This window comes from Paenibacillus sp. GD4 (genome assembly GCF_030846225.1).
GTDB lineage: Bacteria > Bacillota > Bacilli > Paenibacillales > NBRC-103111 > Paenibacillus_G > Paenibacillus_G silviterrae.
Map to the genome: position 1 here is coordinate 95262 of NZ_JAVCYK010000002.1, position 25269 is coordinate 120530.

Below are 25269 nucleotides of genomic sequence, written 5' to 3' on the forward strand. Positions count from 1 at the left end.
AGGATAGAGAGGTAGTTATTCATGAAATTCGAAAAGTTTCCAACGGTTGAAACAGAGCGGTTCTTCTTGCGTCAAATGACTGTTGACGATGCACCTGCGATATTCGAAATTTTCTCCGATGGCGATGTGACAAGGGACATGGGAATCGATCCGTTCACCGGCATCCATCAAGCGGAAGAGCTGATTGATTTTATGAACCATCTGTTTATAGAGAATAAGGCATTCCGGTGGGGAATCGTCAAAAAAGACGACCTTTCCTTAATCGGCACTTGTGGCTTCAATGGTTGGGAAACGGACAGAGGCTCGCGCGGAGAAATTGCTTATGACCTAGGTAAAAAGCATTGGCGGCAGGGATATATGACGGAAATTGTTCAAGGCGTCATCACATTCGGGTTCGAGGCCATGGAGCTGTACCGAATCGAAGCTTTCACGAATCTGGATGCGATGCCCTCCATCCGGCTGTTACAGAAGCTGGGCTTTCACGAGGACGGGATCTTGCGAGGGTATTCCTTTTTTCGGGGAGCGTATGCGGATCAACGTTGTTTTTCTCTCTTGAGGTCGGAATGGTCGCATGCGGAATGATCCTAGTGCATTGACATTGCATTCGTTTGTTATAGAATAAGAATATACGTTCTTATTTTATTGGAGGCTGCTGCCATGCACAAGGAGTCCGTTCAAGACCACAAGGTCATACAACCTAGCATTTTATATTACGGCACACCCGTTGTCCTGTTAACCACCCTGAACGAAGACCGCACAACGAATATTAGTCCGTTGTCCTCATCCTGGGCATTGGGGCAACATATCGTTCTGGGGATTGGGGTAGGCGGGAAGGCTATGGAGAACCTGAGAAATCACGCAGAATGTGTGATCAATGTCCCGGATCCGAGTCTTTGGAGGCAGGTCGAGGCACTGGCTCCGCTAACGGGAAAGGATCCCGTGCCGGATTATAAATTACAAATGTCCTATCGGTATGAAAAAGATAAGTTCGGCGCTGCCGGGCTTACGAGCCAGGCGTCGGAGCTGGTACAGCCGAGCCGGATCCGGGAATATCCGCTGCAAATCGAGAGTGCCGTAAGGAACATTCGTATTCCGGAGCACAGTCCGAGCTTTGCTATTGTCGAAGTGGAAGCACTGCGGGTCCATGCACGCCAGGATATTGTCAAAAACGAGAATCACGTAGATGCATCCTCCTGGAGTCCGTTAATTTATAACTTCCGGCATTACTTCGGACTGGGGCCAGAGCTTGGAAAGACGTTTCGTGCGTAAAATGGAAGGCCCTGATCCAAATAAAAAAGAGAAAGTGACGGATTATCCGTCGCTTTCTCTTTTTTTTCCTTATTCGGCTTCTTACTTCCTGTAGCCAAGCTGAAGGGAGATATCCTGCGCCGTCTGGGTAACCAGCCTCGTAAATACGGGGATGGCCGGTGTCACACGGTCGCTCGGACCGATCATGCTGATCGAGGCATTGACCGTTCCGTCCGCATCATAGATGGGAGCGGCAATACCCGTCACACCGACGTTTCGCATGTCCGAGCTTAGCTCGAAGCCCTGCTCGCGTATGGTCTCGAGTCGTGACTTGAGCTCGTCCGCATTTTTCATGGAATAAGGGGTAAAGGTCTGCATTTCCCCCGTAAGCACTTCCTCAATAAAATCAGGGCTTCGAAAGGCAAGGATAGCCCGCGATGCGGATGTAGCGTAGAGCGGAAAGCGGCGATAAGCCTCCACATTGAACCGGATCGGATGCACAGAGTCAATTTTATTCACATAAATCGCTTCGTTCCCGTCTCTGACGCAAAGACAGACAAGCTCCTGGGTCGTTTCGGCAAGCCGCTGAAGGAAGGGCTTCGTGAAATCGACCAGATTATGATTCTTGAGCACGCGATTGCCAAGCTCCAGAAGGGTATAGCCGAGTGCATACTGCTTGTTAGCGGGGTTCTGCTTAATGAAGCCTTCACTTTCGAGCGTCATGAGGAGCTTATGAACGGCGCCTTTCGACAGTTCCAGGTGACGGCTAAGCTCGCTTACGCCCATTTCCTTGTCCGACGTAAGAAATAGCTTTAATAATCGGCAGCTGTTCTTGACTGAAGATAAGTGATTATCCATGGGGTGTAAGACTCCTTAGATGGGGTAGAGACCTAGAGACCGTCATCGACACGGCAATTTACGTGTAGTGTAGCAGAAGAGGTAGGGGATGACTAGTCAAAAAATGATCAAAAAACGTTAACAATTTCGTAATTATTAATTGCGTTAATACGGTAACGCATGCTATTATCTTACTATACATTTCACAAATAGTAAACAATGTTCATGCATAGTGAACAATTTACATCACGAGGAGGATTTTCTAATGAAAAAATGGGGATCAATTGTTACAATTGCAGCATTGTTCGGGACCTTGCTTGCGGGCTGCGGAACAGCAAGCACACCAAAGCCGGCAGAGAATACGGGAGCGGCTCCCGCTGCGGGCACACCTGCTGCGCTGGTACCTGAGAAGCAGCTGGTCATCGCAGGTAACGGCGCTACCGTGGAGCAGATGATGAAGGACGACATTTTCAAAAAATTCAATCAGAAATATCCTGACGTTAAGCTGACTTATGTTTCCGGGGTTTCCACAGAGATCGTGGCTAAGGTCAAGGCACAGAAAGCCGCTCCGCAAATCGACGTAACGATCATTGAAGGCGGGGAGCAGGAAGCCGGACGCGTTGAAGGTCTGTGGGATACACTCTCGGATAAAGATATCCCGAACATGAAGAAGGTAGGCGAGGACCTGAAGGTGAAGGATAACAGCGGTGTTGCCGTTAACTTCACACCGATGGGTATTTCCTACAATGCAGAGATGGTGAAGGCGAAGGGCCTCCCGGTACCGGAATCGTGGAATGATCTGGCGAAGCCGGAAATGAAGGGAAATATTACGCTCTCCGAAGTGTCCAGTAACTTCGGCCGTTCCGCACTCATCATGCTGGCATACGCAAACGGCGGCTCCGAGAAGAATATGGATCCGGGCTTTGAGAAGCTCGCAACGATCGCCGGATATATGCCTACCTTCGCGAAGAGCGCTGCTCAGCTGCAGCAAAATCTGCAGAACAAATCGGCGGCCTACACGGCTTGGACTATGGCTAGAAGCTTGGTACAGAAGGATGCCGGGCTGAATCTGGAATTCGTTATTCCGAAGGAAGGCGCGAACCTGGTTCCTAACGTAGCCACCATTGTAAAAGGCGCTAAGAGCCCTAATGCCTCCAAGCTGTTCATTGACTTCTTGCTGACCGACGAAATTCAGACCATGTACGGAGAGAAGCTCTACTACAACCCGGCAACGGATGTTAAGCTCTCCGGTGATGCAGCTAAGAAGCTGAGCTTCGATCGCAGCAAGGTCAAGAAGTTCGATCTTGAGGTTGTCGGAGGCAATACTCCGGTATGGCTGGACCGCTTCAACAAAGAAATCGCACCTAAAGTCGGAAAATAAGGTGAGCCTAGTGAGTAGAAGCATAGATGTAGAACTCGTCAATATTCAGAAAAAATTCGGAGACAACGTGGTCGTTGACAGCTTCAACCTGCAGATTGAGAAAGGGGAATGCATCTCCTTTCTCGGTCCTTCCGGGTGCGGGAAAACAACTACGCTTAACATGATCGCAGGCTTCCTGGAGCCGGACCAAGGCGACCTTCTCATCAAGGGCAAACGGATGAACGGCGTACCTTCCAACAAGCGCGAGCTCGGTATGGTGTTCCAGACGTATTCGCTTTTCCCTCATATGACTATTTTTGAGAATGTGGCCTACGGGTTAAAGCTCCGTAAGGTTGGCAAGGCGGAGATTGCCGAACGCGTACGCAAGGTACTGGAGCTAGTCAAGCTGCCCCATGTAGCCGACCGTTACCCGAAGCAGCTTTCCGGCGGCCAGCGCCAGCGTATCGCTATTGCCCGTGCGCTAGTGACGGAGCCTTCCCTGCTGCTGCTCGACGAACCGCTAAGCAATTTGGATGCGAAGCTTCGCGAGGAGCTGAGGGATGAACTGAAACGTCTTCAGCAGGAGATCGGGGTTACGACGATTTTCGTTACGCACGATCAGGAGGAAGCTTTATACTTATCCAACCGGATCGTGGTGCTGGATCATGGCAAGGTAGAGCAGATCGGCACGCCATGGGACATTTATAACCGCCCTGCTTCGGAGTTCGTACATACGTTCATCGGCAAGTCCAATCGAATGCCGGGCACTTTGCTGAAATCGGAAGGAGAGCAGCTGCTGCTGAGGACAGAAGCGGGCTTCACCTTGCAGGCACCGGCTAGGGGACGAACGTTTACCGGGAACCAGCCTGTATCCATCTATGTAAGACCGGAGAAGATCCGGCTGGTGGTGGCGGATACAGCTGCTGAGAGCGCTAATCAGGTTAAGGGGACGGTAAAGCTGACCTCCTTCCTTGGAGCTTACACGGAATGCGAGGTTGAAGTCGGTGGCGACGTGCTGACCGTTCGAATCGAAACCGGGAATGAAGACGCCGGCCTCACTGCAGGTTCAACGGTCTTCCTGCAATGGAAGTCCGAGGATGTATTTGTATTTGCAAGGAAGGGGAACGAGCGATGAATCAAGGACAAAGCCGCGGGGCACGAACGGCTCTCCTGCTGCTTGCTCCCGGGCTCGCGGTGATTCTGGGCGTTTTCCTGCTTCCTATGCTGTACATCCTTCTGCTTAGCTTTCAGGACAAGCACGAAGCCTTTTCTTTCGAAAATTATGTATTGCTGGTTAAGGATCCGTATTACCTGCAAATCCTATGGCGCACGATCAAGCTAAGCCTGCTTACCGTGGCAGCATGCTTCCTGCTGGGCTACCCGGTTGCGATGTATATGGCCCAAACGACAGGCAAGATGAGGGGAATCATTACCTTCTTGATTATCTCTCCCCATCTGGTGAGCGTCGTCATCCGTAACTTCGGCTGGGTGGTCATTCTCGGGGACAAAGGCTGGGTAAACGAAACCTTGCTTAAGCTCGGCTTGATCGACAAGCCGCTCAAGCTGCTTTATAACGAGCTGGGCGTAGTGATCGGATTAACGGATTCCTTTATCGTCTACATGATCCTGGCGATTGCAACAAGTCTTTATCAGATCGACGGCTCCTTATACAAGGCAGCCAGCATACTGGGGGCCGGAAGGCTGCGCACCTTCTTCACGGTAACCCTTCCGCTTACGCTGCCGGGAATGGTGGCGGGGACGACATTGGTGTTCAGCTTGTCGATGAGTGCTTTTGTCACCCCTGCATTAATGGGGGGAACCAGCGTGAAGGTACTGCCGGTGATTACCTATGAGAAGGTAATGGCCCAGCTGAATTGGCCGCTGGGAGCGGCGCTCGCTTTCCTTCTGCTCGCTTCCACGATTGTGCTGGTCACCTTGTTTACCCGCCTTGTGGAGACGAAGCGTTATAAGGAGGTGTTCTCCTCATGAGCCGGAAATTCAGTCCGCTGGGAGTCATTACGTTTTTTGTCGTGCTGTTCATTATCTCACCTTTGCTTGTCATCATACCGACGTCTCTGACCTCAGTGAAATATTTGTCGTTCCCGCCGGTAGGCTTTTCCTTTCAATGGTACGTCAAAATCTTCGATCGCCCTGAGTTTGTCGATTCGTTCTTGTTCAGTCTGCAGCTCGCGGCGCTCACGGCGGTCATCTCGACCATTCTTGGTACGCTGGCCGGAATTGCCTTGCATAAGTATAAATTCCGGGGCAGCGGCATGATTAACGGATTGCTACTCTCGCCGCTAACCGTGCCTGCGCTCATTATCGGTATTGCGGCGCTCCTGTTTTTTACCCGGATCGGGCTCGCCGGCACCTTCATCGGATTGCTGCTGGCCCATGTGCTGATCTCGATCCCGTACGTGGTTCGGCTTGTACTGACCGGGCTCAGCTCCTTCGATTACACACTGGAGCGGGCAGCTTATATCATGGGGGCCAAACCGTTCCATGTATTTCGGGACATTACGCTGCCGTTGATTAAACCGGCCATTATGTCCGGAGCGATCTTCGCTTTTCTGACATCTTTTGATAATGTGACGGTTTCGCTCTTCCTGGTTTCTCCGACGACAACGACGCTGCCACTGGCTATCTTCAGCTATATGCAGGAAACGTTGGATCCGCTCGTAGCTTCGATATCGTCGGTTGTTATTTTACTTAGCTTAGTTTTCATCATTCTCTTGGAACGCGTGTATGGCTTGGACCGCTTGTTCGGCTCCAATTCGCATTCCCATTAATGGAGCTGCATTACCTTCATGTCCACATCTATGATAGAGCAGTATAAACTATATCTACCGGAGCTGCTTCGGCTGCTTGAGGAAAGCGTCAATATGGATTCCCCTTCGCAAAGCAAGCTCCACAACGATCTAATGGCCGACTGGTACACCCAGCAGTTTGTAAGACTGACCGGGGGCAGCGTCCGGCGTGACCGCCACCCCGTTGCCGGCGATCGCTTGCTGTGCGAGGTAGGCGGCGGACCTGACCGGATCCTTCTGGTCGGGCATTACGATACGGTATGGCCGCTTGGGGAAGCGGAGCGGAGACCGTTTCGGAACGAAGGCGGGAAGGTATTCGGTCCCGGTGTTTATGATATGAAAGCAGGGTTGCTGCAAGCGATCTTCGCGATCAAGGCGCTGCAGGATACGGGTCGCTTCCCTGTGAATAAAAGGGTCGTTCTTCTGATGAACAGCGACGAAGAGATCGGCAGTCCGAACTCGCGCGCTTTTATTGAGGAGGCGGCAAGGGGAGCGAAGGCGGCGTTCGTGCTGGAGCCCCCGATGGAGCCGACCGGTGCGCTGAAGACGGCACGTAAGGGAAGCGGTCGTTACCAGCTGACGGTAACGGGCCGCTCGGCGCATGCCGGAGTCAACCCGCAGCTTGGCGTGTCCGCGATCGAGGAGCTTGCAAGGAAGGTTCAATTGCTGCATGGGATGACCGACCACGCCCTGGGGACAACGATTAACGTCGGAGTCGTTCGAGGGGGGATCGGCGCCAACGTCGTTGCAGATCATGCGGAAGCTGAGATTGACGTAAGGGTTTCGACGCTGGAAGAAGCCCTGCGGCTTGAGAAAGAGCTGACCGGGCTGAAGGCGAGTTTGCCGGATGCCCATGTGCAAATCACAGGCGGCATGAGACGCCCTCCTATGGAGCGCACCTCCGGAACGGAAGCGTTGTTCGCACTGGCTCAAGAAATTGCACGGGATGAACTCGGCTTCATATTGGAGGAAACGTCAACAGGCGGTGTAAGCGACGGAAACTTCACAGCTGCAGTCGGTACGCCTACGTTAGATGGCCTGGGAGCACGGGGAGATCACGCGCATTCTCCTTTGGAGTATGTGCAGGTGGACGAGATCCCGGTTCGCGGCGCTTTACTGGCGCGATTAATCGAACGTTGTTAAGAAACAAGGACAGTCCGGAAGGTGCGGACTGTCCTTGTTTTGTGCGTTAACGGATTATGGATCCGTAATTATGTCGGTTTGGATAGGCGTATGGTCATTAACGGATTTTGAGGGAGTTATATCCACAAATTTTCTCCGAAAACCGCGTTAATTCCGGCATCCCTTCGAATAAGTCCCTCAGAATCTCTTACTTGCGAAAAACCATTATTACGCCAGAAAATAAGTCCCCGAAAACCCGTTATTACTCTCGAGCTGCCCGTTACCGATAGAACGGGGATTGGAACGGCGTTAATGCGGCAATGACTGCTTCACTGAAAATAGCCGCACGAGTAATACGGCCACCGGTAAACAAGCCGTATGCTCCTTCCTGATGATTGCTCCCAGTTGTTCCGCTTAATTCGTCGATTACATGACGGAGCTCCAGGTTGTCGCGCTTCAGCTTCTCCCCAATCGCATGAGGAATGGGGAAGTACAATCCTTTGCCCAGATACAGCTGCTTGCCGTCCCAAGCGGCACACACTGAGAAGAGGTACCACTGATTCGTATGCACATCGTCATAGGTGAGCCCGCCCTCCAGACCAAGACCTATGTTCGCACCGGGGACGGCTTCCAGTACCCGTTTCGCCCGGTTAACGGCGCCTTGTATGGTTTCCTGCTCCGTCATGGGCTGATCGGATACGCCGGAAGGAACGCTCTTACAGATTGGCTCGGCACCCGTAGCCATCACGACGGCCGAGCGTTTCGCTTGATTGGTTGTACCGAGCGCATAGATCGGCTCTTTTCCATGCATGGTTTTGCACACTCCTATTCATTACTTAGAGGGGGAGGAGGGACCAGCGGAATCCGCCATGGTCCTCGGATGACCACTTGGGGCTCCCCAATATAAAACGTGATGCTTTTTGCCTTTGGCTCCGCTGGCAAGTGAATACTCTTCATCGCTAGGCTGTCCTCATGAACGCTCCAGCTGTATCCGTTATCCTCAGGCTGCCTTCTATCGATCTTCACCGTCTGGAGTGCTGCAGTCTTATTCATATCAAAGCCCAGATCGACTTCGATGAGTACGCCGCCCTCCAGACTGCGTTCTACTTTTGTGAATTGAACGGGAAACCCGTCAAGCGTTACACTTTCTTGAATCACAACGGCACCTGTCTCAGGAACCGGAAGGGTCACCTTCCGCCATTCAGCCGATGGGTTAACTACTAACACGGATGGAAGCGTGAGAGTATGCGGCTGCTTTCCTGCGGAAGGATCACGATATACAGCTTCATTTTGCAGCAGAAAGCCATAATGGTCAACCTTTATCTCCGCTTCCTTCCCGTCGGCGTCCGTAATGAGAAGGCGTTCCTCCGGAGTGATCGGCTGTGCGCCATAGCTCTGAATTCGCCGATTTCCCGGAAGCCGGGAGAGGAAATTCACTTTGGTCCAGCCATCACTGAGGGGCGTTGTAACTGCCGTAATAGTGATATCCTGCTGTGTGTCGCTGCTCCCGATCTTACTCATATCCTCGCCCTGAGTAGCCGGAATAAGCGTTAATGGCCCAACTTCTTGGTCACCAATCACTAGGGTGATCCTCGAGCCTTCATGTACCGGTAAACTGCCCTGATAATAGTAGGTACCGATCCAGGAGCCCGAATGGGTGAGAGTTGAAAATTTTAATGAGTAGCTCGCACCGTCCTCTATTTTAAGCTGAATGTACTCGGCGGATGCGCTGTTACTGCCGGAAAGCTGAACCAGTACTTGATCGCCGGTAACCGCCACGGCATCCACGGAAATCTCGCTAGCCCCGAAGCGATGAACATAAGGCTTCCCGAGTACAAGAGTCGTTTGATCAACAGGTGTTTCCGTTACGATCCCAAGCCCCGGCAGAAATTGCAGCACCTTTCGCAGCTCTGCTCCTACGTTAGTTGTGCTTGCAATGGCTGAAGCGGAAAGGAAAAGGACGCAGGCGGCGGCGATTGCCCAGCCACGCTTACGTTTTTTCGATGTTGCTGCTGCCATGTACTGCAGCTCCAGCTTGCCCTTCGTCCTCTGCTTGATTCTTTCCAAAATGTCCGCATCGAGCGGAGCTTCGCTGCTTTCCGATACACCTGACATGCTGCGTACCGCCCTAGGATCGAGCCGATCCAGCAGGTTCCTGACTTCACGTTCCTTTCTATCCATCATGGGAGGTCTCCTCCTTAAACCATAGACTCAGCTTGCTGCGAAGCTGGACTCTGCTGCGATAGAGCCGATTCTCGACGGCCTCCTTGGTCATGCCGTAACGTTCTGCGATAGCTTCCAACCGTTCATATAGAAAGTTCATAATTCTCGAGGCCAAGGAATACAGTACCCCGCTATACTCATTCATAAGAAGCTCGAGAGCTTGGGGAGATCGACGGCGAAGCTCCTGAAGCACATGGTCCTCCCGAATGGTCATGATTTCCTCCTGTTGTTCCTATAAAGGTTCCTTCCTATCTTACTACGCTGACGGAGGAGAGAAACACTCAAGCAATTGAAATAGTAGTTGTGAATTTATAATAAATGTATTAATATGGTAAAAACCAAACCTTTTAGTCTATCTGCACGGGATGAGAAAATGGAGAAAACCCAAGATAACTAAAACTACCTTTAAGAGGGTAGTTTTAGTTATCTTTTTTTATTCATACTACCGAAAAGGGGATGCTTGTGAAATTGATGAATACGGACAGCATCAAAAACAAACTGCTGGCGGCACAGTGGGGATGTACGCTTGCTTGGAGGATCGATAAAAAAATGTTTCTGTTCTGGACGATCCTTAACGTTGGAATAGCTGTACTGCCTGCAGTGGCCCTGTTTTATAATCGGAATATCATTGCTAATTTATCAGCATTTCTTTCTACCGGAACGGGAGACTTTTCAACGGTGACAACGGATATTGTCCTGCTGGGAATCATTCTGACCGTATCCGGCCTTTCAGCTCGAATGAACGACGGATTTCTTTATATGGTGATGTATGACTCCTACTATTTGGGGCTGGAGGAGTATATGATGGATAGCGCACAACGTATAGGGCTATCGGAAATGATGAAAAAGAAGGTAAAGGATGAATATTTTGCAGCAATCACACGCTGCGGCTCCCTCACCGATCTCATGAGCTCCGGGTGTGCGCTTCTTGCAAGGCTGGCCTCCATTGTCTCCCTGCTGGCCGTTGCCTTTGTTGTATCTCAATTTATATTTTTCGTCACCTGTCTTTTTATTGTAGTTGTTATTTACCTCAATTCCGCCCTTTCCGGGAAATCACGTGTTGCATGGAAGGAAATGAGGGAGATGCTTCGTAAGGCGGACTATTTCGAAAAGCTGGTACAGCATGGAGATACGTCAAAGGAAACGAGAATTTTTAATTCTGCGGAACAAATCAAACGCGAATGGGCGAACGCCTATCAGGGTATAGAGGTAAGCGGGAAACGTCGAGCATACGACATAGCGCAGCTAACGTTCTTTAGTAAAGCCGGGTTTTATTTGTTCATGGTTCTCATGCTGGTCTACTCCTTATACCAGGTTGCTGACGGCAAGATGGGTCCCGATGTACTGTTGATGATTTTTACACTCTGTATCAATATTGCCGATTCCGTCTCTACGATTTCCAAAAGCTATCAGCAGCTGGATTACGGGCTCTACGGCTTGGACATACAGAGGCGGTTCTTTGTGAGCAACGTTAAGAACGATGTAGAGGAGGATCAGTCGAAGGCCGGCACTGCGCTTGATCCTCATGTTTGCTTCGAGGTAAAAGATATGTCCTTCACCTATACCGAAGATAAACCGGTTCTCCAAAATATTACATTCCAAATCCGGCAAGGGGAAACGGTGGCTTTGGTAGGGGGGAACGGCAGCGGGAAAACGACCCTTATTAAGGTTTTATTAGGGCTCTATCGGCCTTCAGCAGGGGAAGTTAAGTTTATGGGGAGATCGCATTCGGATTACCGTAAAGATTTTGTGACGGAGAAGATCGGTGTGTTTTTTCAGGATTTTTATTTGTTTCATTTAACGCTTGGGGAGAATGTAGGAATCGGTAATGTAAAGGACATCGCCAACGATAATAAAATAAAAATTGCTATGGAGAAAGGCGGCGCAGCCGGTCTTATCCTAAAGCTGAGGAAGGGCTTGAATCATCTTCTCGGTAAGCAAGTAGATAAAGAGGGGGCGGTTCTCTCGGGGGGCGAGGGACAGCGTGTTGCTGTAGCCCGTACCCACATGAGCGACAAAGAAGTAATGATTTTCGACGAGCCGGCCTCGATGCTTGACCCTATCGCTGAGATGGAACAATTCTATTATATAAAGGAAAAATTAAAGGCAAGAACCTCGATTCTGGTATCGCATCGGATTGGCTTTGCCCGCTTGGCTGACCGCATCTTGGTGATGGATAACGGCAGCATTGTCGAAGACGGCACTCATGAGGAATTAATGAGAAAGAATAGTTTGTACGCCCATTTATTCAGAGAACAAGCCCAATGGTATGACCAAGAAAACAGTGAGATTGCTGCAGCCAGTCACGAGCAAGGTAAGGGGGCTAGAACATGACTCAGTTAGAAACCAATGAATCGCTAAAGCTGACTCAATGGGTACACATATCATGGCGCGCGTTAGCGGTAAGCCTTCGTACGAAGAGTAAAATGTCCTTGTTCATTCAAATGTTAGGCTTTATTATGGCATTTATGCCGGTTTGGATAGCAGGCTCTCTTCAGCGGTTTACGGACCATGTTCAAATGATCTCTCAAGGCCAAGAGACGGTCAGTAAGGCGCTTGTCATGTTCATTATCCTGATAAGCCTATATTTGCTTCAGACTGCGTACACATTCGCACATGATTATTATTCAGAGGTGGATCGTCAGCTCACAACCAAATATATAAAAAATGCCATCATGGAGTGTGCTAGCCGGGTACAATACAAATACATCGAAAACGATGGGGACTTTCGGGAAAAGCTGGCTTTTGCCGAAATGTTCGGAGGGGCGCGGGTTGCGGCAAGCATGCAGCAAAGTATCGTTATCCTTCAACAATTGGCTGCTTTCCTAAGCATTGTCACTGTACTGATGGGGGTTAGCGCTTGGATTGTTGCCATTCTGCTATTAGCCTGTATCCCCGCCGTCATACTTTCCATGATTCTAAAGGATGAGGAGTATAAGGAAAAGACGAAAAGTATGAAGGAAGGCGCGATGTCCGTACATCTGTTTTATATGGCATCCGGTGCCAATGAGCAATGCAAATCGTTGAATGATGTTAGATTTTATGGGATTTATCCATGGATTAAAGAGAAATGGCGCAAGGTCTCGAAGGACTATTTAAGTAAAAAGAATGCAGTGACCAAGAAGCATCTCCTCTATAACTCGATTGCGGATATTTTACGGAACGTTGTTTATATTGGTATTTTACTAATGGTTGCGAAGCAGATCTACAGTGACCCTGCCATAGGGCTAGGCATCTTTATGCTTGTGTTTACTTTGTCTGCACAGCTGCAAACGACGACCACGAAATTATTTGCCGGGGCCGCCCAATTTATCAGCGACATAAAGTATATGCGAGACTTCTTTCAATTACAGGATACCCCAAGGGAAAAGCTGGAAGAGAAGCCGGCGCTGCTTGAACGTGCGGACATTGTATTTGACCATGTGGATTTTGCCTATCCGAACTCAACGGGAAAGACGCTTAAAAATATTCATATAACCATCAAGCACGGGGAAAAAATTGCAATTGTCGGGAAAAATGGGTCCGGAAAGTCTACATTTATCAATTTGTTATGCGGAATGCATGAACCAACGGCCGGACAGGTTAAAGTCAATGGGATCGATGTCCGTAATCAGTTATCAACGGTGCGCAATGCGATCTCGGTCGTTTTTCAACATTTCGGAAGATACGAAACCTCGATTCGCAACAACATTACGATATCGGATTCCGACCGCTCCGTTACGGATGAGGAGCTGAAACGGCTGGCAAAGAGGGCAAATGCCTATTCGTTTATTGCAGCGCAGCCGGAGGGAATGGATGAACTGGTCGGAGCGTTCAGTGAGAGAGGAAATAATTTATCGGGCGGAGAATGGCAGAAGATTGCGATTACTAGAGCATTATTTAAAGAAAAGGCGAAGATCATGATTTTGGACGAGCCTACCGCGGCGCTTGACCCCGTTTCCGAAGCACAATTATATCGGGACTTTACCGATCTTACCGAAAATAAAACAACGATATTAGTGTCACATCGCATGGGTATTACCGCCTTGGTGGATCGCATTCTGGTTTTTGATAATGGAGAAATCGTAGAAGATGGGACTCACGAACAATTGCTTGCCAAGGGCGGTCACTATACATCCATGTACGTGGCCCAGGCCCAGTGGTATAAAGAGGAATTAACAAGCTAGCAAAAAACGTATCTCACAAGTGAACAACGGTCACCGAACGGGCAGTTTTCCGGCGGAATGTGCTATCATGGAGAGGTGGGTCCGGATGATTTGCTATCAGAAAAGGGTGATGACCAAATGAAGAGAAAAATAGGCTGCTTGCACGCCCATTATTCCAATATTGAGTATATTCAAACTGCTATGGCATCCGATGAGTGGGAAATGGTACATTTTGTGGATCCCGGTTTGATGAATAGAATTCTAGCAGATCAACATTTTGATGAAACAGCGGCGAAAAACAAAGTCATCGAACAAATGGAATGGATAGTACAATCCAATGTTGATGCGATTCTTATTACGTGCACCAATTACATTGCTCTCCTTGATGAAAGCCGACTTCATACGACGATCCCAATAATAAAAATTGATGAGCCTTTTTTCCGTTATGTCTGTGATATAGCCGAAGCGCAAATCTTATTATTCACCAACCCGGCAACCGTCGAAGGAACCATGAGAAGGCTGCATCAATTTGCTGCTGCGTACCATAAGCCAACAAGCCATATTGAGGTACGTGTTATAGAGAATACATTCGAGCTCATCATGCAAGGGAACAAAGAGCAGTATGAGCAAGAAGTATCTAAGTACATAAGAGACGTACTGGTCTCGGAAAATAACAAGAGAGTTTCTGTTGCTCAATTATCCATGGTAGATACGGCGAGGAATGTGGAGCGGGAGTTCGGTGTAACCATCGGAAATCCTTTACATTCATTGGTTGCGCATATGGATAACATTCTAATCGGCGGCAAGTAACCCCGGAGTGAAATAGCTCACCAACCTTGCACAGCACGGAGGTTTCCTGTGGGGAAACCTTCGCATGCCGGGGATCGGGTAGAGCCTATTGACCCCATCTAAGGTACATCGTTAATGTACAGCATTTAGAAGCTTGAGCTTGGGCGTGAATGGTGAGTAAAACCCCCGTTGGAGTGTATTGCGTTGTAACGGGTGCGCTTGTTCCTATTGATTTAATTAATCGGTCCACTTCCTGGCGATTCCCCATTTGTGCTGCTTCCATCAAATTGCGAGCATACTGCGGTTCGGCAAACTTGGTAAGGATAGCGCCTGCATCGGAAACCATTCTCTGAAAGGCGGCTACCGAATGCTCGAAGGTTGAGATGTCTATCGCGGGATAAGGCCGTAATTGTCCGAGGGATATGATATTTGCCTGGAATAGCTGCGGGGTAAAGGAAGGACTATAATAAGGGAAGGGCATATAATGAGGGGAAGGAGTAAAGTAAGGAGTTTCAAAGGTAACGCCCAAAAACGGATTGCCCAAGTGCCCAACACTTCCCAAATGTCCGTGAATGCCCATCGAATTGATCCTCCATTTTATAAAATGGTGCAGAGATTTCATTATGTATTGTATGGGCTTTTGTCATAAGGGTTCGAGGCGGTGGGGAAATAGGCGGCACAAAATAAAATAGACAAATAACCCGCAGATGAAACCTCGCTGCGGGTTGCTTATAACTGGAATAGGAGGTGTCCAGATGAAAAAGTTATTTCCCGGTTTGTTTTTTGTACTCGGAGTGATCGTGCTTTATTATGGAGTCCGTATCGTCTCAGGTATGATCGTTACGATGTATTATGTACCCAATATCATCAACAGCTATGCTTCGGTCGATTCGCTCCAGTCGAAGACGAGCTTCGGTGTTCAGCTTGGTTCCTATGGACGAGCAGTGGAGGCCTTGCTCGTAGCTGCTGCGGGGCTTGGGCTTTATGTGGCGGGAAAATGGCTGCTGCGAAAAAGAGGCTAAGCCGAAAGCGCCAATGCCTCCAGTGCGAGAAGGGCATTGCCGCGGAACTTTTATCAAGCAGGGGCAGCTCCGCAGTTCCCGATAGGCTTCCTCAACGGGTATAATTTTGAGGTAAGGTTGAACTTCCCGCAGTGTTGAATTATAGTTATAAACAAAATGCTAATAAAGAGGTTGCTGACAATGGAGTTGGGCAAACGGATTAAGTACTTCCGCAAGTCACAAAGAAGGACGCTGAATGAAATCGCACAGGTATGCGGTTTTACGAACAGTCTGCTTTCCAAAATTGAAAACGGCAAAACAACGCCCCCGATTTCCACATTGGTCAAAATAGCCAATGCATTAGGGGTACGGGTATCGGATCTGTTAGGCGAGAACGAACAGGTGGGTACCGTTCTTACGAAGAAGGATGCCATTGAGGGGAACCTGATCTCCACGAACAAGGGCTACTCCTTCTACACCTTCGCGCCGGAATTGAAGGACAAGCTGATGCAGCCGTTTCTTTTCCATGCTCGTAAGGATGAAATCAAACAGCATGTGTTTTCTCACACCGGCCACGAGTTCGTTTACATGCTGGAAGGGCAAATGAGATATAAAGTAGGTGCTGTGGAATACACGCTGCTGCCGGGGGATAGCGTTTACTTTAATTCACTGGAAGAGCATACGCTGGTTCCCATAACCGAGGAAGTGAAATATTTAGCTGTGTTTGCCGATACGGGCGAGACCCATCCGGAGAATCGGGAGGAAGAGTAGAGGGGTGTTTTGAAGCTGAACATCTCTCTGTTTTTTTGTATTGAAATTCAACTGCATTGAACTATAATTAAGGTAATTGAATTTTTTAATTAATTAAAGAGAAATCAGGAGGTCATCTAACATGCCGGAATTGAAAAACAAAAGGCCTAATATCGTGTTTATATTAGCAGACGACATGGGTGCCTGGGCACTCGGCAGTGCGGGTAATAATGAGATTCGCACTCCGAACCTGGATCGGTTGGCGGCGGAAGGCGTTCGGTTCGACAATTTCTTCTGCGCATCTCCGGTCTGTTCGCCTGCGCGCGCTTCGATCATGACAGGGCGTATCCCGTCCCAGCATGGCGTGCACGATTGGATTCGCTCAGGCAATGTGACCAAGAGCGAGCTGGAAGACGATGTGCGTTCGAACAAAGTGTTTGGCGAAGAGCGAGTTGCTATCGATTATTTAGAAGGGCAAACGACGTATACAGAACTGCTTGCCCAAGCAAATTATTCCTGCGCTTTAAGCGGTAAATGGCATTTGGGCAACAATGCGGTACCGCATAGAGGATTTGATCGCTGGTTCTCGATAGCGCGAGGCGGCTGTTCTTATATGAAGCCGGATATCGTGAAGGACGGAAAGATCTGCATCGAAGAAGGGTATATTACCGATTTCATTACGGAGCATGCTTTGCAATATCTGAGTGAAATGGCAGGAGAGGATAAGCCCTTTTATTTGAGCGTTCATTATACGGCACCGCATTCTCCCTGGGATCGTTCGGAGCACCCGGAGGAATACGTTACCCTTTATGACGATTGCCCGTTCCATTCGGCTCCCGAAATGCCGTTGCACCCGGACCAAGCTAGAACTTGCCCACAGGGGGTTGGAGAGAAGCGCAAGGAGCTTCTTAAAGGCTACTACGCGTCTATTACTGCCATGGATGCGGGAATCGGACGGATCATGGAGCGGCTGGGGCACCTGGGGTTGGACGACAATACCCTGGTTATTTTTATGGGTGATAACGGAATGAACATGGGGCACCATGGAATATGGGGCAAAGGAAACGGAACGTTCCCGCTCAATATGTTCGATACCTCAGTGAAAGTTCCGGCTATCTTCCGTCATGCCGGCGAGATACCCGCAGGTCAGGTTAGGACCGAGCTGTTAAGCCAATACGATCTGTTCCCTACTTTATTAGATTATGCGGGACTTGAGAAGCTTGAGCACAACGGGCAAACGGAGCTTCCGGGAATAAGCTTCGCCGGTCTGCTGAAAGGGGAATCCGGCTCTGATCATGAGAACATCGTTATTTACGACGAGTACGGTCCGGTAAGGATGATTCGTACCAGGGAGTGGAAATATGTGCATCGGTATCCCTATGGACCGCATGAGCTGTATGATTTGAGTAACGACCCGAACGAGGAAATCAATAGGATTGACGATCCGCAATGCAAGGATATGCTGCATTCATTGCGTGTTCGCCTAGGGGAATGGTTCGGGAAATACGTGAATCCGGAAAGAGATGGAGTATATGCGCCTGTCAAAGGCTTCGGACAATTAAGACCTGTCTCCCCCGGCAGGAGTGAGGAAAGCTTCAAGGATTTCTAGAAACCTTTATACTAAGAATCGCAGTAAAGCAGCCCGCACTTGGGGCTGTTTTATTTTTTATAACATTATATCCCGGCTTAGGGGAGCACCATTCACATGTAATATATACGGAATAACGGAGTATTGACTTATTTCCCAATCATTTCGGAAAGGGGGTTATGGGAAAGATCGTGTTCCTTTATTATGAAGATTGAACGTCCGACATATAGGAACGCAGTTCATTACAGGAGTAAAAATGGGCCCGGCCGTCAGAAAAAAACTGTTGAGCTTTTCGGCAAAGTAGGTATATAATGGATTTGTAGATAATTAATTCATTTAATTAATAAATGTGCAAAGAGGGATGGTTCATATTACCGATCCCTCATGCGGCAAGGGCGTGATATTGGAGATGGTGAAAATTCGTTACGGCATGGTCGGCGGGGGAGAGGGCGCTTTTATTGCTGACGTACACCGTAAAGGCGCCATGTTTGACGGACTATGCGAGCTTACGGCCGGCTGCTTCTCGAGAAGACAAGACAACAATGCGGCTACCGGACATAGACTCGGGCTGCATGACTCGCGTATATATGCTTCCTACGAAGAGATGGCAGTGAGCGAGGCGAAGCGGGAGGATGGCATCGACTTTGTTGTCGTCGTGACACCGAACGACTCACATTATGAGATCGTGAAGGCATTTCTGCTTCAGGGCATCCCCGTCATGTGTGATAAGCCGCTCGCCTTAACGTTGTCTCAAGGAGAGGAACTGGCAGCCTTATCCGCGGAGCGCGGGCTTCCCTGCGCGGTAACCTACGCTTACTCGGGTTACCCCATGATCAAGCAGGCGCGCGAGATGATACGCCGCGGAGACATCGGAGAGCTGAGAAGTGTGGTAGCCGAATATGCCCAGGAGGGGATTGCGAATCCTACCAGGAAAGGAACCAACTGGCGTACCGATCCGAAAATTCAGGGGGAATCGTTCGCCGTAGCCGATATCGGTACCCACATTGAACATACCGTCCGTTATATGACGGGGCTGCGCATCTCCTCCTTATGCGCCATGTTCAACGGCGCCGGCCTGGATAACGGCTTGGAGACGGACGCCAAGCTGCTGGTCCGGTATGAGGGCGGACCGAATGGGATGTATTGGTGCACCAAGCTCGCGATCGGCAGCAAGAACCGGTTCGTCATTCGGGTACAAGGTTCCAAGGGGACTCTCGAATGGGAGCAGGAGCAACCGAACGACCTGCGTGTATGTTTGAAGGGCGAACCGGTTCGATTGTATGCGCGGGGAAGGGAGCCGCTATATCCTGAGGCCGCGGCATTCAACCGCCTTCCCGGCGGCCATGCGGAGGGCACATATGAGTCTTTCGCCAATCTGTATCGCGCTTATGCATTGGCGATTGGGAAGTGGCGGTCGGGCTTGCCTCCAGAAGAGCTCGATTTCGACTATCCCAGCTTCGAGGATGGAGTGCACGGCTTGCGCTTTATCGACGCATGTCTGAACAGCGCCAAGGGCAACTCTTCATGGGTCTCCTTACCGTGCGGTGCCGACGAGAGTATGAAAGCGTTTTGACATCGGGCCGGATAATTATTATGATTCATTCTATATTAAGCTGATACTATCGAAAACAGGTGAGCCCGTGAAAAGAGTAGGACATAATACCGCCCGTACGAAACAAATGAATCGCAGCCTGGTACTGCAGACGTTATTTCGTCATTCTCTCATATCCCGGCAGGAAATTGCGGAGCTGACCAAGCTTACTCCCGCCACCATTACCAACATTACCCGCGAGCTGATGAACGACAATCTGATTACCGAGGCCGGCAGCCTAAGCGCCTCCGGAACCGGCCGAAGACGAATCGGGATGGAGTTGAATGCGGATGCATACTGGGTGCTGGGAGTGCACATTAGCTTGCGTCGGCTGGAAATCGGCTCTGTCAATCTTAAGGGGGAGGTCGAGGATCCGGAAGTCCATGAGCTATCGTCGCTGAACACGGAGGAGTTCCTTCGTCTTCTGCAGGAGCTGCTGGAACGCTACATCTCGAATCGTCCGGGGAGAATATTTCGTGCAATCGGCGCAGGTATTTTCGGGTTTGTCAGTTTCCGAACCGGTGTAGTCAATTGGATTCACTCCGGTTGGACCCATATCCCGCTGGCGGCATGGCTGGAAGAACGCTTCGGGCTGCCCGCCTATGTCGATAACAACGTTCGCGCGATGGCGCTTGGTGAAAAGATGTTCGGAGACAGCAAAGATATATCCGATTTTATGTCCGTATTTATCGGTACCGGTATCGGCTCCGGCTTGGTCATTAATGATACGATATTCCGCAGCGGTTATATGGAAACGGGAGAATTCGGCTTCGGTCATATGACATACATACCCGACGGAATTCCGTGCTGGTGCGGCAATCGAGGCTGTCTGGAGCGGTATGCATCCGAGTCGTCCATTCTGGAGACGCTCGGGCTTTCGAAAATGGACGAATTGCTCTCGAAATACCGGGAACAAGACCCCAAAGCGGTTGCGCTGCTGCATGAGACCGGTCGTATCATCGGCAAGGTACTCGTCTCGTTTCTCAACATGCTCCATGTGAAGCGAATCGTAATTGGAGGACGCCTCGCTTCGAAGGAGCTGCCGCTTCTGAAGGAAATCCGCGAAATTGTTCGCGAAAGGTCAGTCACAATGCGTTATTCGCAAATCGAGATTACGGCTTCAACGCTCGGCAGGGAGATCGGTATGATCAGTGCGGCGGCCCTAGCTATGCACGGTGAATTTTTCGGGGAACCGACTTGAAGAGGTGATCGGATAGTGTCGATTGGATGGAGGCGCGATCGGCGCCGGTGTTTCTCTCTACCAATATAGTCAATAAATTAACAGACATGGGTGGTTTCAAATGAAGCTGGCATTTCTCACAAACGCTCTTGTCGGCGAAAACATGAATAATATCGAAGAGATGGCGGCATGGGCGCAGAACCATGGCTTCAAGGCGATGGAGGTCGGCCCGAAGCTTCCGCTTGATGAAAGCGCATACATGCGTGTGGTCGAAGCTGGTAAGGTGCAAATTGCGGCGCTTACCTACTGCCGCAACTTTCTAAGCAGCGACCGTGAAGAAGCCGAAGCCCATCGCGCCGAGCTGCTTCGAAGAATCGAAACGGCCGGGAAGCTCGGTGTTCCTCTAGTAGTGACGTCTACGGGGATCAACAACAGGCGAACGAACGAAAGATACGATTCGTACGATTCAATACGGCCGCTGCCGGCGCGCAGCCTGAATGAGGTCGTATCGTGGCTCGGGCGTGTATTGGAAGCAGCGGAGAAGAACGGTGTCAACATCGCTGTGGAGAACTGTCCGCTCATGGGGAATATTGCTATATCCCCGGAAATGTGGACTCTGTTGTTCGAATGTCTGGACAGTCCGCGATTCGGGATTGCTTACGACCCGTCGCATTTGATATGGCAGTTTATGGACCCATACGCTCCGATAAGGGAGCTGGGTCGACGCATCTTTCACGTCCATGCGAAGGATACGGAAATCGACCGCGACAGGCTGCGCCGAACCGGCATTCTTACCGATTTCACGTGGTGGCGCTACCGGCTGCCCGGGCTGGGAGAGCTCGATTGGACACGGTTCTTCTCTGCTCTGCATGAGATCGGCTATACTGCGGCAGTTAGCATTGAGCATGAGGATCCGGTGTGGAGCGGGACGGTGGAGAAAACCAAGCAAGGATTATGCCTGGCAGCAGGCTTTCTACAGAGCGTTCCCGGCGCAGGCTTGACGGCGGGGACCGGAGAAATCATCCGATGACTTGGAGTGTAAGGTGCAGCCGGTTAAATGCTTCGCACATAATGAAACGGCTGAAAGACGGCAGCAACCGTCGTATCGGCTTATATTTTGGAGGTTAGCGTATGATAGAAGTGAAGGGTAAACAGATTGTATTCGTCGATAAGGATCGAGTCGAGCTGCATGAAGCTTCCTGGGCCGAGGATCAACTGAAGGAGCAAGAGCTTCTGATTGAAACGGAGGCATCCTTTATCAGTGCGGGAACAGAGCTTGCCATCCTGACAGCAAAGACACCGAAGGTATATCAAAAAGGCTCGTGGAACGCCTATCCATGGAAGGCCGGTTATGCCAGCGTCGGAACCATACGCGCAACCGGGCGGAACGTACGAGGCTTCGAGCCCGGCGCCCGCGTATTTCTACACGGCAAGCACGGCTCGGCTACCATTGCCAAGGCGGGCGAGCTGCTCGTGCCGGTACCGGAGGGCATGGATGCTTCGGTCGCGGCTGCGACCCGGCTTGCCAGCATCTCCGCGACGGCGCTGCACGTCTCCGACATCCCCCGGAATGGGTGGGTCGCCGTATTCGGTCTAGGACTTGTCGGGAACTTTGCAGCACAAGTTTACCGAATTATGGGCTGCCGTGTGATCGGCGTCGATCCAGCGGCGAGAAGACGTGAATTGGCCGAGGCGTGCGGAATTCCATATACGGTACATGGGACACCCGAAGAGGTAACCGAACGAATCCGGGACATTACCGGGGGAGACATGTGCGCCGTCACAGTCGATGCCGTCGGGCACAGCGCCGTTATCCGACAGGCGATGAAGGCTGCGGCGAGCTTCGGTCAGGTCGTGCTCCTCGGGACGCCGCGAACGCCGTTAGAGGGTAATCTGACCGAGCTGCTGGCCGATATCCATTTCCGCTGGTTGTCTCTGCGCGGTGCGCTTAACTTTAACGACCCCGACCGGCTGAAAGAGATCCAGCGGACCACGTTCGATTGGGTACAGTCCGGACGACTGCACATAGAACCGCTCATCTCTCACCGGCTGAAGCCGGAGGAAGCATTGAAGGCTTACGACGGCCTTCAAAACCAGACGGAGGAGTACATTGGCGTCTCCCTGTTATGGAAGTAGTTGACTAGTGGCAGCGATTGATTCTAAGGAGGAGAAGGAATGAATCAAGGAAATTGGCAGCCGGGCCATTATGTATTTATTGGCGCGGACAGGATCACGGAGCAGTATATCTTGGATAATTTCAAAGGTGTACAGAAGGCGTATCAATGGAAGGATCTCGAGCCTGAGAAGGGGCAGTACGATTTCACTGAAGTGAAGAAAGATCTGGAGTTTCTCGGCAAGCATGGCAAGTTTCTTGTCATTCAGCTTCAATATAAGGGCTTCACCAAAGGACACTCCATCATTCCTGCCTATGTAAAGGGTGCGGAATACGGCGGAAGTCCATTGGTTTCGAAGGTAGGGGCTCTGAATTCTGTCGTTTGGAATAAAAATGTGAGAGAACGAATCGGCGAGCTCATCCGCGCGCTAGGTAAAGAGTTTGACGGCAACCCGTTCCTGGCGGCAATCAACCTCCCCGAGACTGCGACAAACTACAATTTTAACAACCCGCAGGAAGGCATTGAGGAATACACCCATGCTAAATATGTCGAGAGCTTGAAGTATCTCATGAAAAGCTTGCGCGAAGCGTTTCCGAATACGGTGGTCATTCAGTATACGAATTTCCCGGCTGTCGTTTTGCCGGAGCTGATCGAGTACCAGGAGGAAATCGGAGTAGGTCTGGGAGGGCCGGACGTATACCCGGGTAAGATAGGCGTAAGTGATGTAAACGATCCGGAAAGAGGCGTTTACCGTTTTTATTCTCGGTTATCGGGAAAAGTTCCGCTTGGCGCGGCTGTACAGTCGGAAAACTATGCGGACATCCTCAAAAAACAAAATGCCATACGCCGTGGGGAGCAAGTGACGATACTTCCCGGCGATGAAATTCCGTTCCCGGTACGAGATCATCTAAAGCTAGCGCAGGAAAAGCTTCACCTGAACTACATGTTCTGGGCAAGGCTGCCGACCGACAGCTTCGAGAACGTCAAAAAACTATTGGCGGAGCCGGATGTGGCGGGCGACCCAGCTGGGGGCTTGGATGCTAGGCTGCCGGAAAAGACATTTCTGAAGTAACAGGCTGCAGTGACGATCGATGTTAAACGAGACCCCGGATAGACAGCAACCATCGGCCGGGTTTCGTAAAACATACATCAATCATGATTATTAGGGGGATTTCTATGAAAAGCACAGCGATGAAGGCAATGGCATCAGTCCTGGTGTTGACCACCGTTTTAACCGCATGCAGCAAAGAAGAACCTGCAGCCCAGAAGAACGATGCGCCGCAGGAGCCGGTCACCATCCGCATGATGCGCTACCAGGGCGGGTACGACAAGAGTGAATTTGAGAAATATGTCAGCGAGCCCATGAAGAAAAAATACCCGCACATTACGTTTGAATACGATGTAATGCCGCAAAACACAACGCTTCAGGATTTGATCGTTTCCGATAGGGCGCCGGACATCTTTTTGACTGGAGTAAGGGGTCTCAGTGACTTGCTCGCCGTCGATTTCCCGTTGGATGTCCGGGATATGTCGAAGAAACACAATTTGGATTGGAATGTCTATGAGTCTACTGCACAGAGCATGGTTAAGGCGTACGGCTCCAACGGTGAAATGTATGCAGTTCCTATGTGGCTAAACTACTATGTAACGTTCTACAACAAAGACATTTTCGACCGTTTCGGCATTGCGTATCCGAAGGACAATATGACCTGGGAGGAGATGTACGATCTGGCCAAAACGTTGACCCGTCTCGACGGGGGCATCCAGTATAAGGGACTGCAGCCGGGTCAAGTCAGCCTGATGGGCAGCGGACTGGCACTCCCTTACTTCGAGCCGAATTCCGATAAGGTCAATTTGGTGACGGATAGCTGGGCTAGGGTATTTAAGCTTGCGAAAGACTTCTATACGATCCCGGGCAACGAGCCGGTGCCTAACCTGGGCAGCATCTTCCCTAACTTTATCACCGATAAAAATATAGCGATGCTACCTTCCTACGGAAGCAGTATGACGAGATTGGCCGATCCTCAGTTTAACGCAGGAGTCAATTGGGATATCGTCTCTTATCCGAGCTATAGCGAGAAGAGAGGGTTCAGCGCCGAAACCGACGGCAACGTCCTTGTCATTAACAAAACGAGCAAGGTGCTGGATCAAGCGTTCAAGGCTGCGCAGGCAATGTCAACCGATCCGGAGATGCAGCTGGACCTTGCCAAAAGGGCGGCGACGCTGCCGGTCTTGAAGCTTGAGCAAACACAACAGGTGTTCGGGCAAGCGTTCCCGATGTTGAAGGAGAAAAACCTGAAAGCGATTTTCGCCGTGAAGATGCTGGATACCCATCCTTATAATCAATATGACAGCCTCGCAAGAGGACCGATTATGAACCGCAATTTCCAGACGTACCTCAGCAAAAATGAGGACCAGAATACGGTGCTGCGCCGGATTCAGGAGGAAGTGACCAAAGCGGTCGAAGCCGCCAAGCTGGATAAGCAGAACAAGAAGCAATAATGTATCGTTAGG

At 50.4% G+C, this 25269-nt stretch carries 24 protein-coding genes; 19 read left to right on the plus strand and 5 right to left on the minus strand.

What is annotated here, in order from left to right; all coding sequences use genetic code 11:
* Window positions 1–21 precede the first annotated feature (21 nt).
* Window positions 22–582: a GNAT family N-acetyltransferase gene (locus RAC89_RS23775; protein WP_306616237.1), complete on the plus strand. Its 561-nt coding sequence runs from the start codon at window positions 22–24 to the stop codon at window positions 580–582.
* Between the two features lie 75 nt (window positions 583–657).
* Window positions 658–1269 carry a flavin reductase family protein gene (locus RAC89_RS23780; protein WP_306616238.1) on the plus strand — a complete coding sequence of 204 codons (612 nt, stop codon included), beginning with the start codon at window positions 658–660 and terminating at the stop codon, window positions 1267–1269.
* Window positions 1270–1350: 81 nt separating this feature from the next.
* On the opposite strand, the gene RAC89_RS23785 is transcribed toward RAC89_RS23780, so the two are convergent.
* The gene (locus RAC89_RS23785; RefSeq protein ID WP_306616239.1) at window positions 1351–2106 is read right to left on the minus strand and encodes an IclR family transcriptional regulator; all 756 of its coding nucleotides are present in this window, start codon (window positions 2104–2106) and stop codon (window positions 1351–1353) included.
* A 244-nt stretch (window positions 2107–2350) separates the two neighbouring features.
* Between RAC89_RS23785 and RAC89_RS23790 the strand changes: the two genes are divergently transcribed.
* From RAC89_RS23790 to RAC89_RS23810, 5 genes are read left to right on the plus strand one after another with little or no spacing between them, the layout of a single operon-like run.
* Window positions 2351–3466, plus strand: a complete 1116-nt coding sequence (locus RAC89_RS23790) for an ABC transporter substrate-binding protein (RefSeq protein ID WP_306616240.1) — start codon at window positions 2351–2353, stop codon at window positions 3464–3466.
* Between the two features lie 10 nt (window positions 3467–3476).
* On the plus strand, window positions 3477–4580 hold the full coding sequence (locus RAC89_RS23795; RefSeq protein ID WP_306616241.1) for an ABC transporter ATP-binding protein: 1104 nt from the start codon (window positions 3477–3479) through the stop codon (window positions 4578–4580).
* Window positions 4577–5434, plus strand: a complete 858-nt coding sequence (locus RAC89_RS23800; RefSeq protein ID WP_306616242.1) for an ABC transporter permease — start codon at window positions 4577–4579, stop codon at window positions 5432–5434. Before RAC89_RS23795 ends, RAC89_RS23800 begins: the two co-directional genes overlap by 4 nt.
* Window positions 5431–6234, plus strand: coding sequence for an ABC transporter permease (locus RAC89_RS23805; protein WP_284645424.1), 804 nt, complete (start codon window positions 5431–5433; stop codon window positions 6232–6234). Before RAC89_RS23800 ends, RAC89_RS23805 begins: the two co-directional genes overlap by 4 nt.
* Window positions 6235–6252: 18 nt before the next feature.
* Window positions 6253–7395, plus strand: a complete 1143-nt coding sequence (locus tag RAC89_RS23810; RefSeq protein WP_306616243.1) for a M20 family metallopeptidase — start codon at window positions 6253–6255, stop codon at window positions 7393–7395.
* Between the two features lie 259 nt (window positions 7396–7654).
* On the opposite strand, the gene RAC89_RS23815 is transcribed toward RAC89_RS23810, so the two are convergent.
* Genes RAC89_RS23815 through RAC89_RS23825 form a run of 3 tightly spaced genes read right to left on the minus strand, consistent with a single transcriptional unit; the run spans window position 7655 to window position 9811 of the window.
* On the minus strand, window positions 7655–8185 hold the full coding sequence (locus tag RAC89_RS23815) for an inosine/xanthosine triphosphatase (protein ID WP_306616244.1): 531 nt from the start codon (window positions 8183–8185) through the stop codon (window positions 7655–7657).
* Window positions 8186–8199: 14 nt separating this feature from the next.
* Window positions 8200–9558, minus strand: a complete 1359-nt coding sequence (locus RAC89_RS23820; RefSeq protein WP_306616245.1) for a hypothetical protein — start codon at window positions 9556–9558, stop codon at window positions 8200–8202.
* Window positions 9548–9811 carry a hypothetical protein gene (locus RAC89_RS23825; protein ID WP_306616246.1) on the minus strand — a complete coding sequence of 88 codons (264 nt, stop codon included), beginning with the start codon at window positions 9809–9811 and terminating at the stop codon, window positions 9548–9550. Before RAC89_RS23825 ends, RAC89_RS23820 begins: the two co-directional genes overlap by 11 nt.
* 257 nt (window positions 9812–10068) lie before the next feature.
* Here RAC89_RS23825 and RAC89_RS23830 point away from each other — a divergent pair, with 257 nt between their 5' ends.
* The 3 genes from RAC89_RS23830 to RAC89_RS23840 all read left to right on the plus strand — a co-directional run bounded on the left by RAC89_RS23830 (window position 10069) and on the right by RAC89_RS23840 (window position 14552).
* Window positions 10069–11931: an ABC transporter ATP-binding protein gene (locus RAC89_RS23830; protein ID WP_306617745.1), complete on the plus strand. Its 1863-nt coding sequence runs from the start codon at window positions 10069–10071 to the stop codon at window positions 11929–11931.
* Window positions 11928–13763 carry an ABC transporter ATP-binding protein gene (locus RAC89_RS23835; protein ID WP_306616247.1) on the plus strand — a complete coding sequence of 612 codons (1836 nt, stop codon included), beginning with the start codon at window positions 11928–11930 and terminating at the stop codon, window positions 13761–13763. The genes RAC89_RS23830 and RAC89_RS23835 overlap by 4 nt, the downstream gene beginning before the upstream one ends.
* A gap of 117 nt (window positions 13764–13880) precedes the next feature.
* On the plus strand, window positions 13881–14552 hold the full coding sequence (locus RAC89_RS23840; protein ID WP_306617747.1) for an aspartate/glutamate racemase family protein: 672 nt from the start codon (window positions 13881–13883) through the stop codon (window positions 14550–14552).
* Between the two features lie 85 nt (window positions 14553–14637).
* Here RAC89_RS23840 and RAC89_RS23845 read toward each other — a convergent pair whose 3' ends face one another.
* A complete protein-coding gene (locus RAC89_RS23845; RefSeq protein ID WP_306616248.1) occupies window positions 14638–15111 on the minus strand; it encodes a YuzC family spore coat inner layer protein in 474 nt (157 codons plus the stop codon).
* A gap of 175 nt (window positions 15112–15286) precedes the next feature.
* Here RAC89_RS23845 and RAC89_RS31760 point away from each other — a divergent pair, with 175 nt between their 5' ends.
* The 9 genes from RAC89_RS31760 (at window position 15287) to RAC89_RS23890 (ending at window position 25257) form a co-directional block, all read left to right on the plus strand.
* Entirely contained in the window at window positions 15287–15553 is a 267-nt protein-coding gene (locus RAC89_RS31760; RefSeq protein WP_373430051.1) for a hypothetical protein, read from the plus strand.
* 180 nt (window positions 15554–15733) lie between these two features.
* Window positions 15734–16303 carry a helix-turn-helix domain-containing protein gene (locus tag RAC89_RS23855; RefSeq protein ID WP_306616249.1) on the plus strand — a complete coding sequence of 190 codons (570 nt, stop codon included), beginning with the start codon at window positions 15734–15736 and terminating at the stop codon, window positions 16301–16303.
* A 121-nt stretch (window positions 16304–16424) separates the two neighbouring features.
* Window positions 16425–17891 carry a sulfatase family protein gene (locus RAC89_RS23860; protein WP_306616250.1) on the plus strand — a complete coding sequence of 489 codons (1467 nt, stop codon included), beginning with the start codon at window positions 16425–16427 and terminating at the stop codon, window positions 17889–17891.
* Window positions 17892–18267: 376 nt separating this feature from the next.
* Entirely contained in the window at window positions 18268–19443 is a 1176-nt protein-coding gene (locus tag RAC89_RS23865; protein WP_306616251.1) for a Gfo/Idh/MocA family protein, read from the plus strand.
* A 67-nt stretch (window positions 19444–19510) separates the two neighbouring features.
* On the plus strand, window positions 19511–20662 hold the full coding sequence (locus RAC89_RS23870) for an ROK family transcriptional regulator (protein ID WP_306616252.1): 1152 nt from the start codon (window positions 19511–19513) through the stop codon (window positions 20660–20662).
* Between the two features lie 100 nt (window positions 20663–20762).
* Window positions 20763–21671, plus strand: a complete 909-nt coding sequence (locus RAC89_RS23875) for a sugar phosphate isomerase/epimerase family protein (protein ID WP_306616253.1) — start codon at window positions 20763–20765, stop codon at window positions 21669–21671.
* 101 nt (window positions 21672–21772) lie between these two features.
* Window positions 21773–22777: a zinc-dependent alcohol dehydrogenase gene (locus RAC89_RS23880; RefSeq protein WP_306616254.1), complete on the plus strand. Its 1005-nt coding sequence runs from the start codon at window positions 21773–21775 to the stop codon at window positions 22775–22777.
* A 39-nt stretch (window positions 22778–22816) separates the two neighbouring features.
* Entirely contained in the window at window positions 22817–23827 is a 1011-nt protein-coding gene (locus RAC89_RS23885; RefSeq protein WP_306616255.1) for a hypothetical protein, read from the plus strand.
* Window positions 23828–23931: 104 nt separating this feature from the next.
* Window positions 23932–25257: an ABC transporter substrate-binding protein gene (locus tag RAC89_RS23890; protein WP_306616256.1), complete on the plus strand. Its 1326-nt coding sequence runs from the start codon at window positions 23932–23934 to the stop codon at window positions 25255–25257.
* Window positions 25258–25269: the final 12 nt, after the last annotated feature.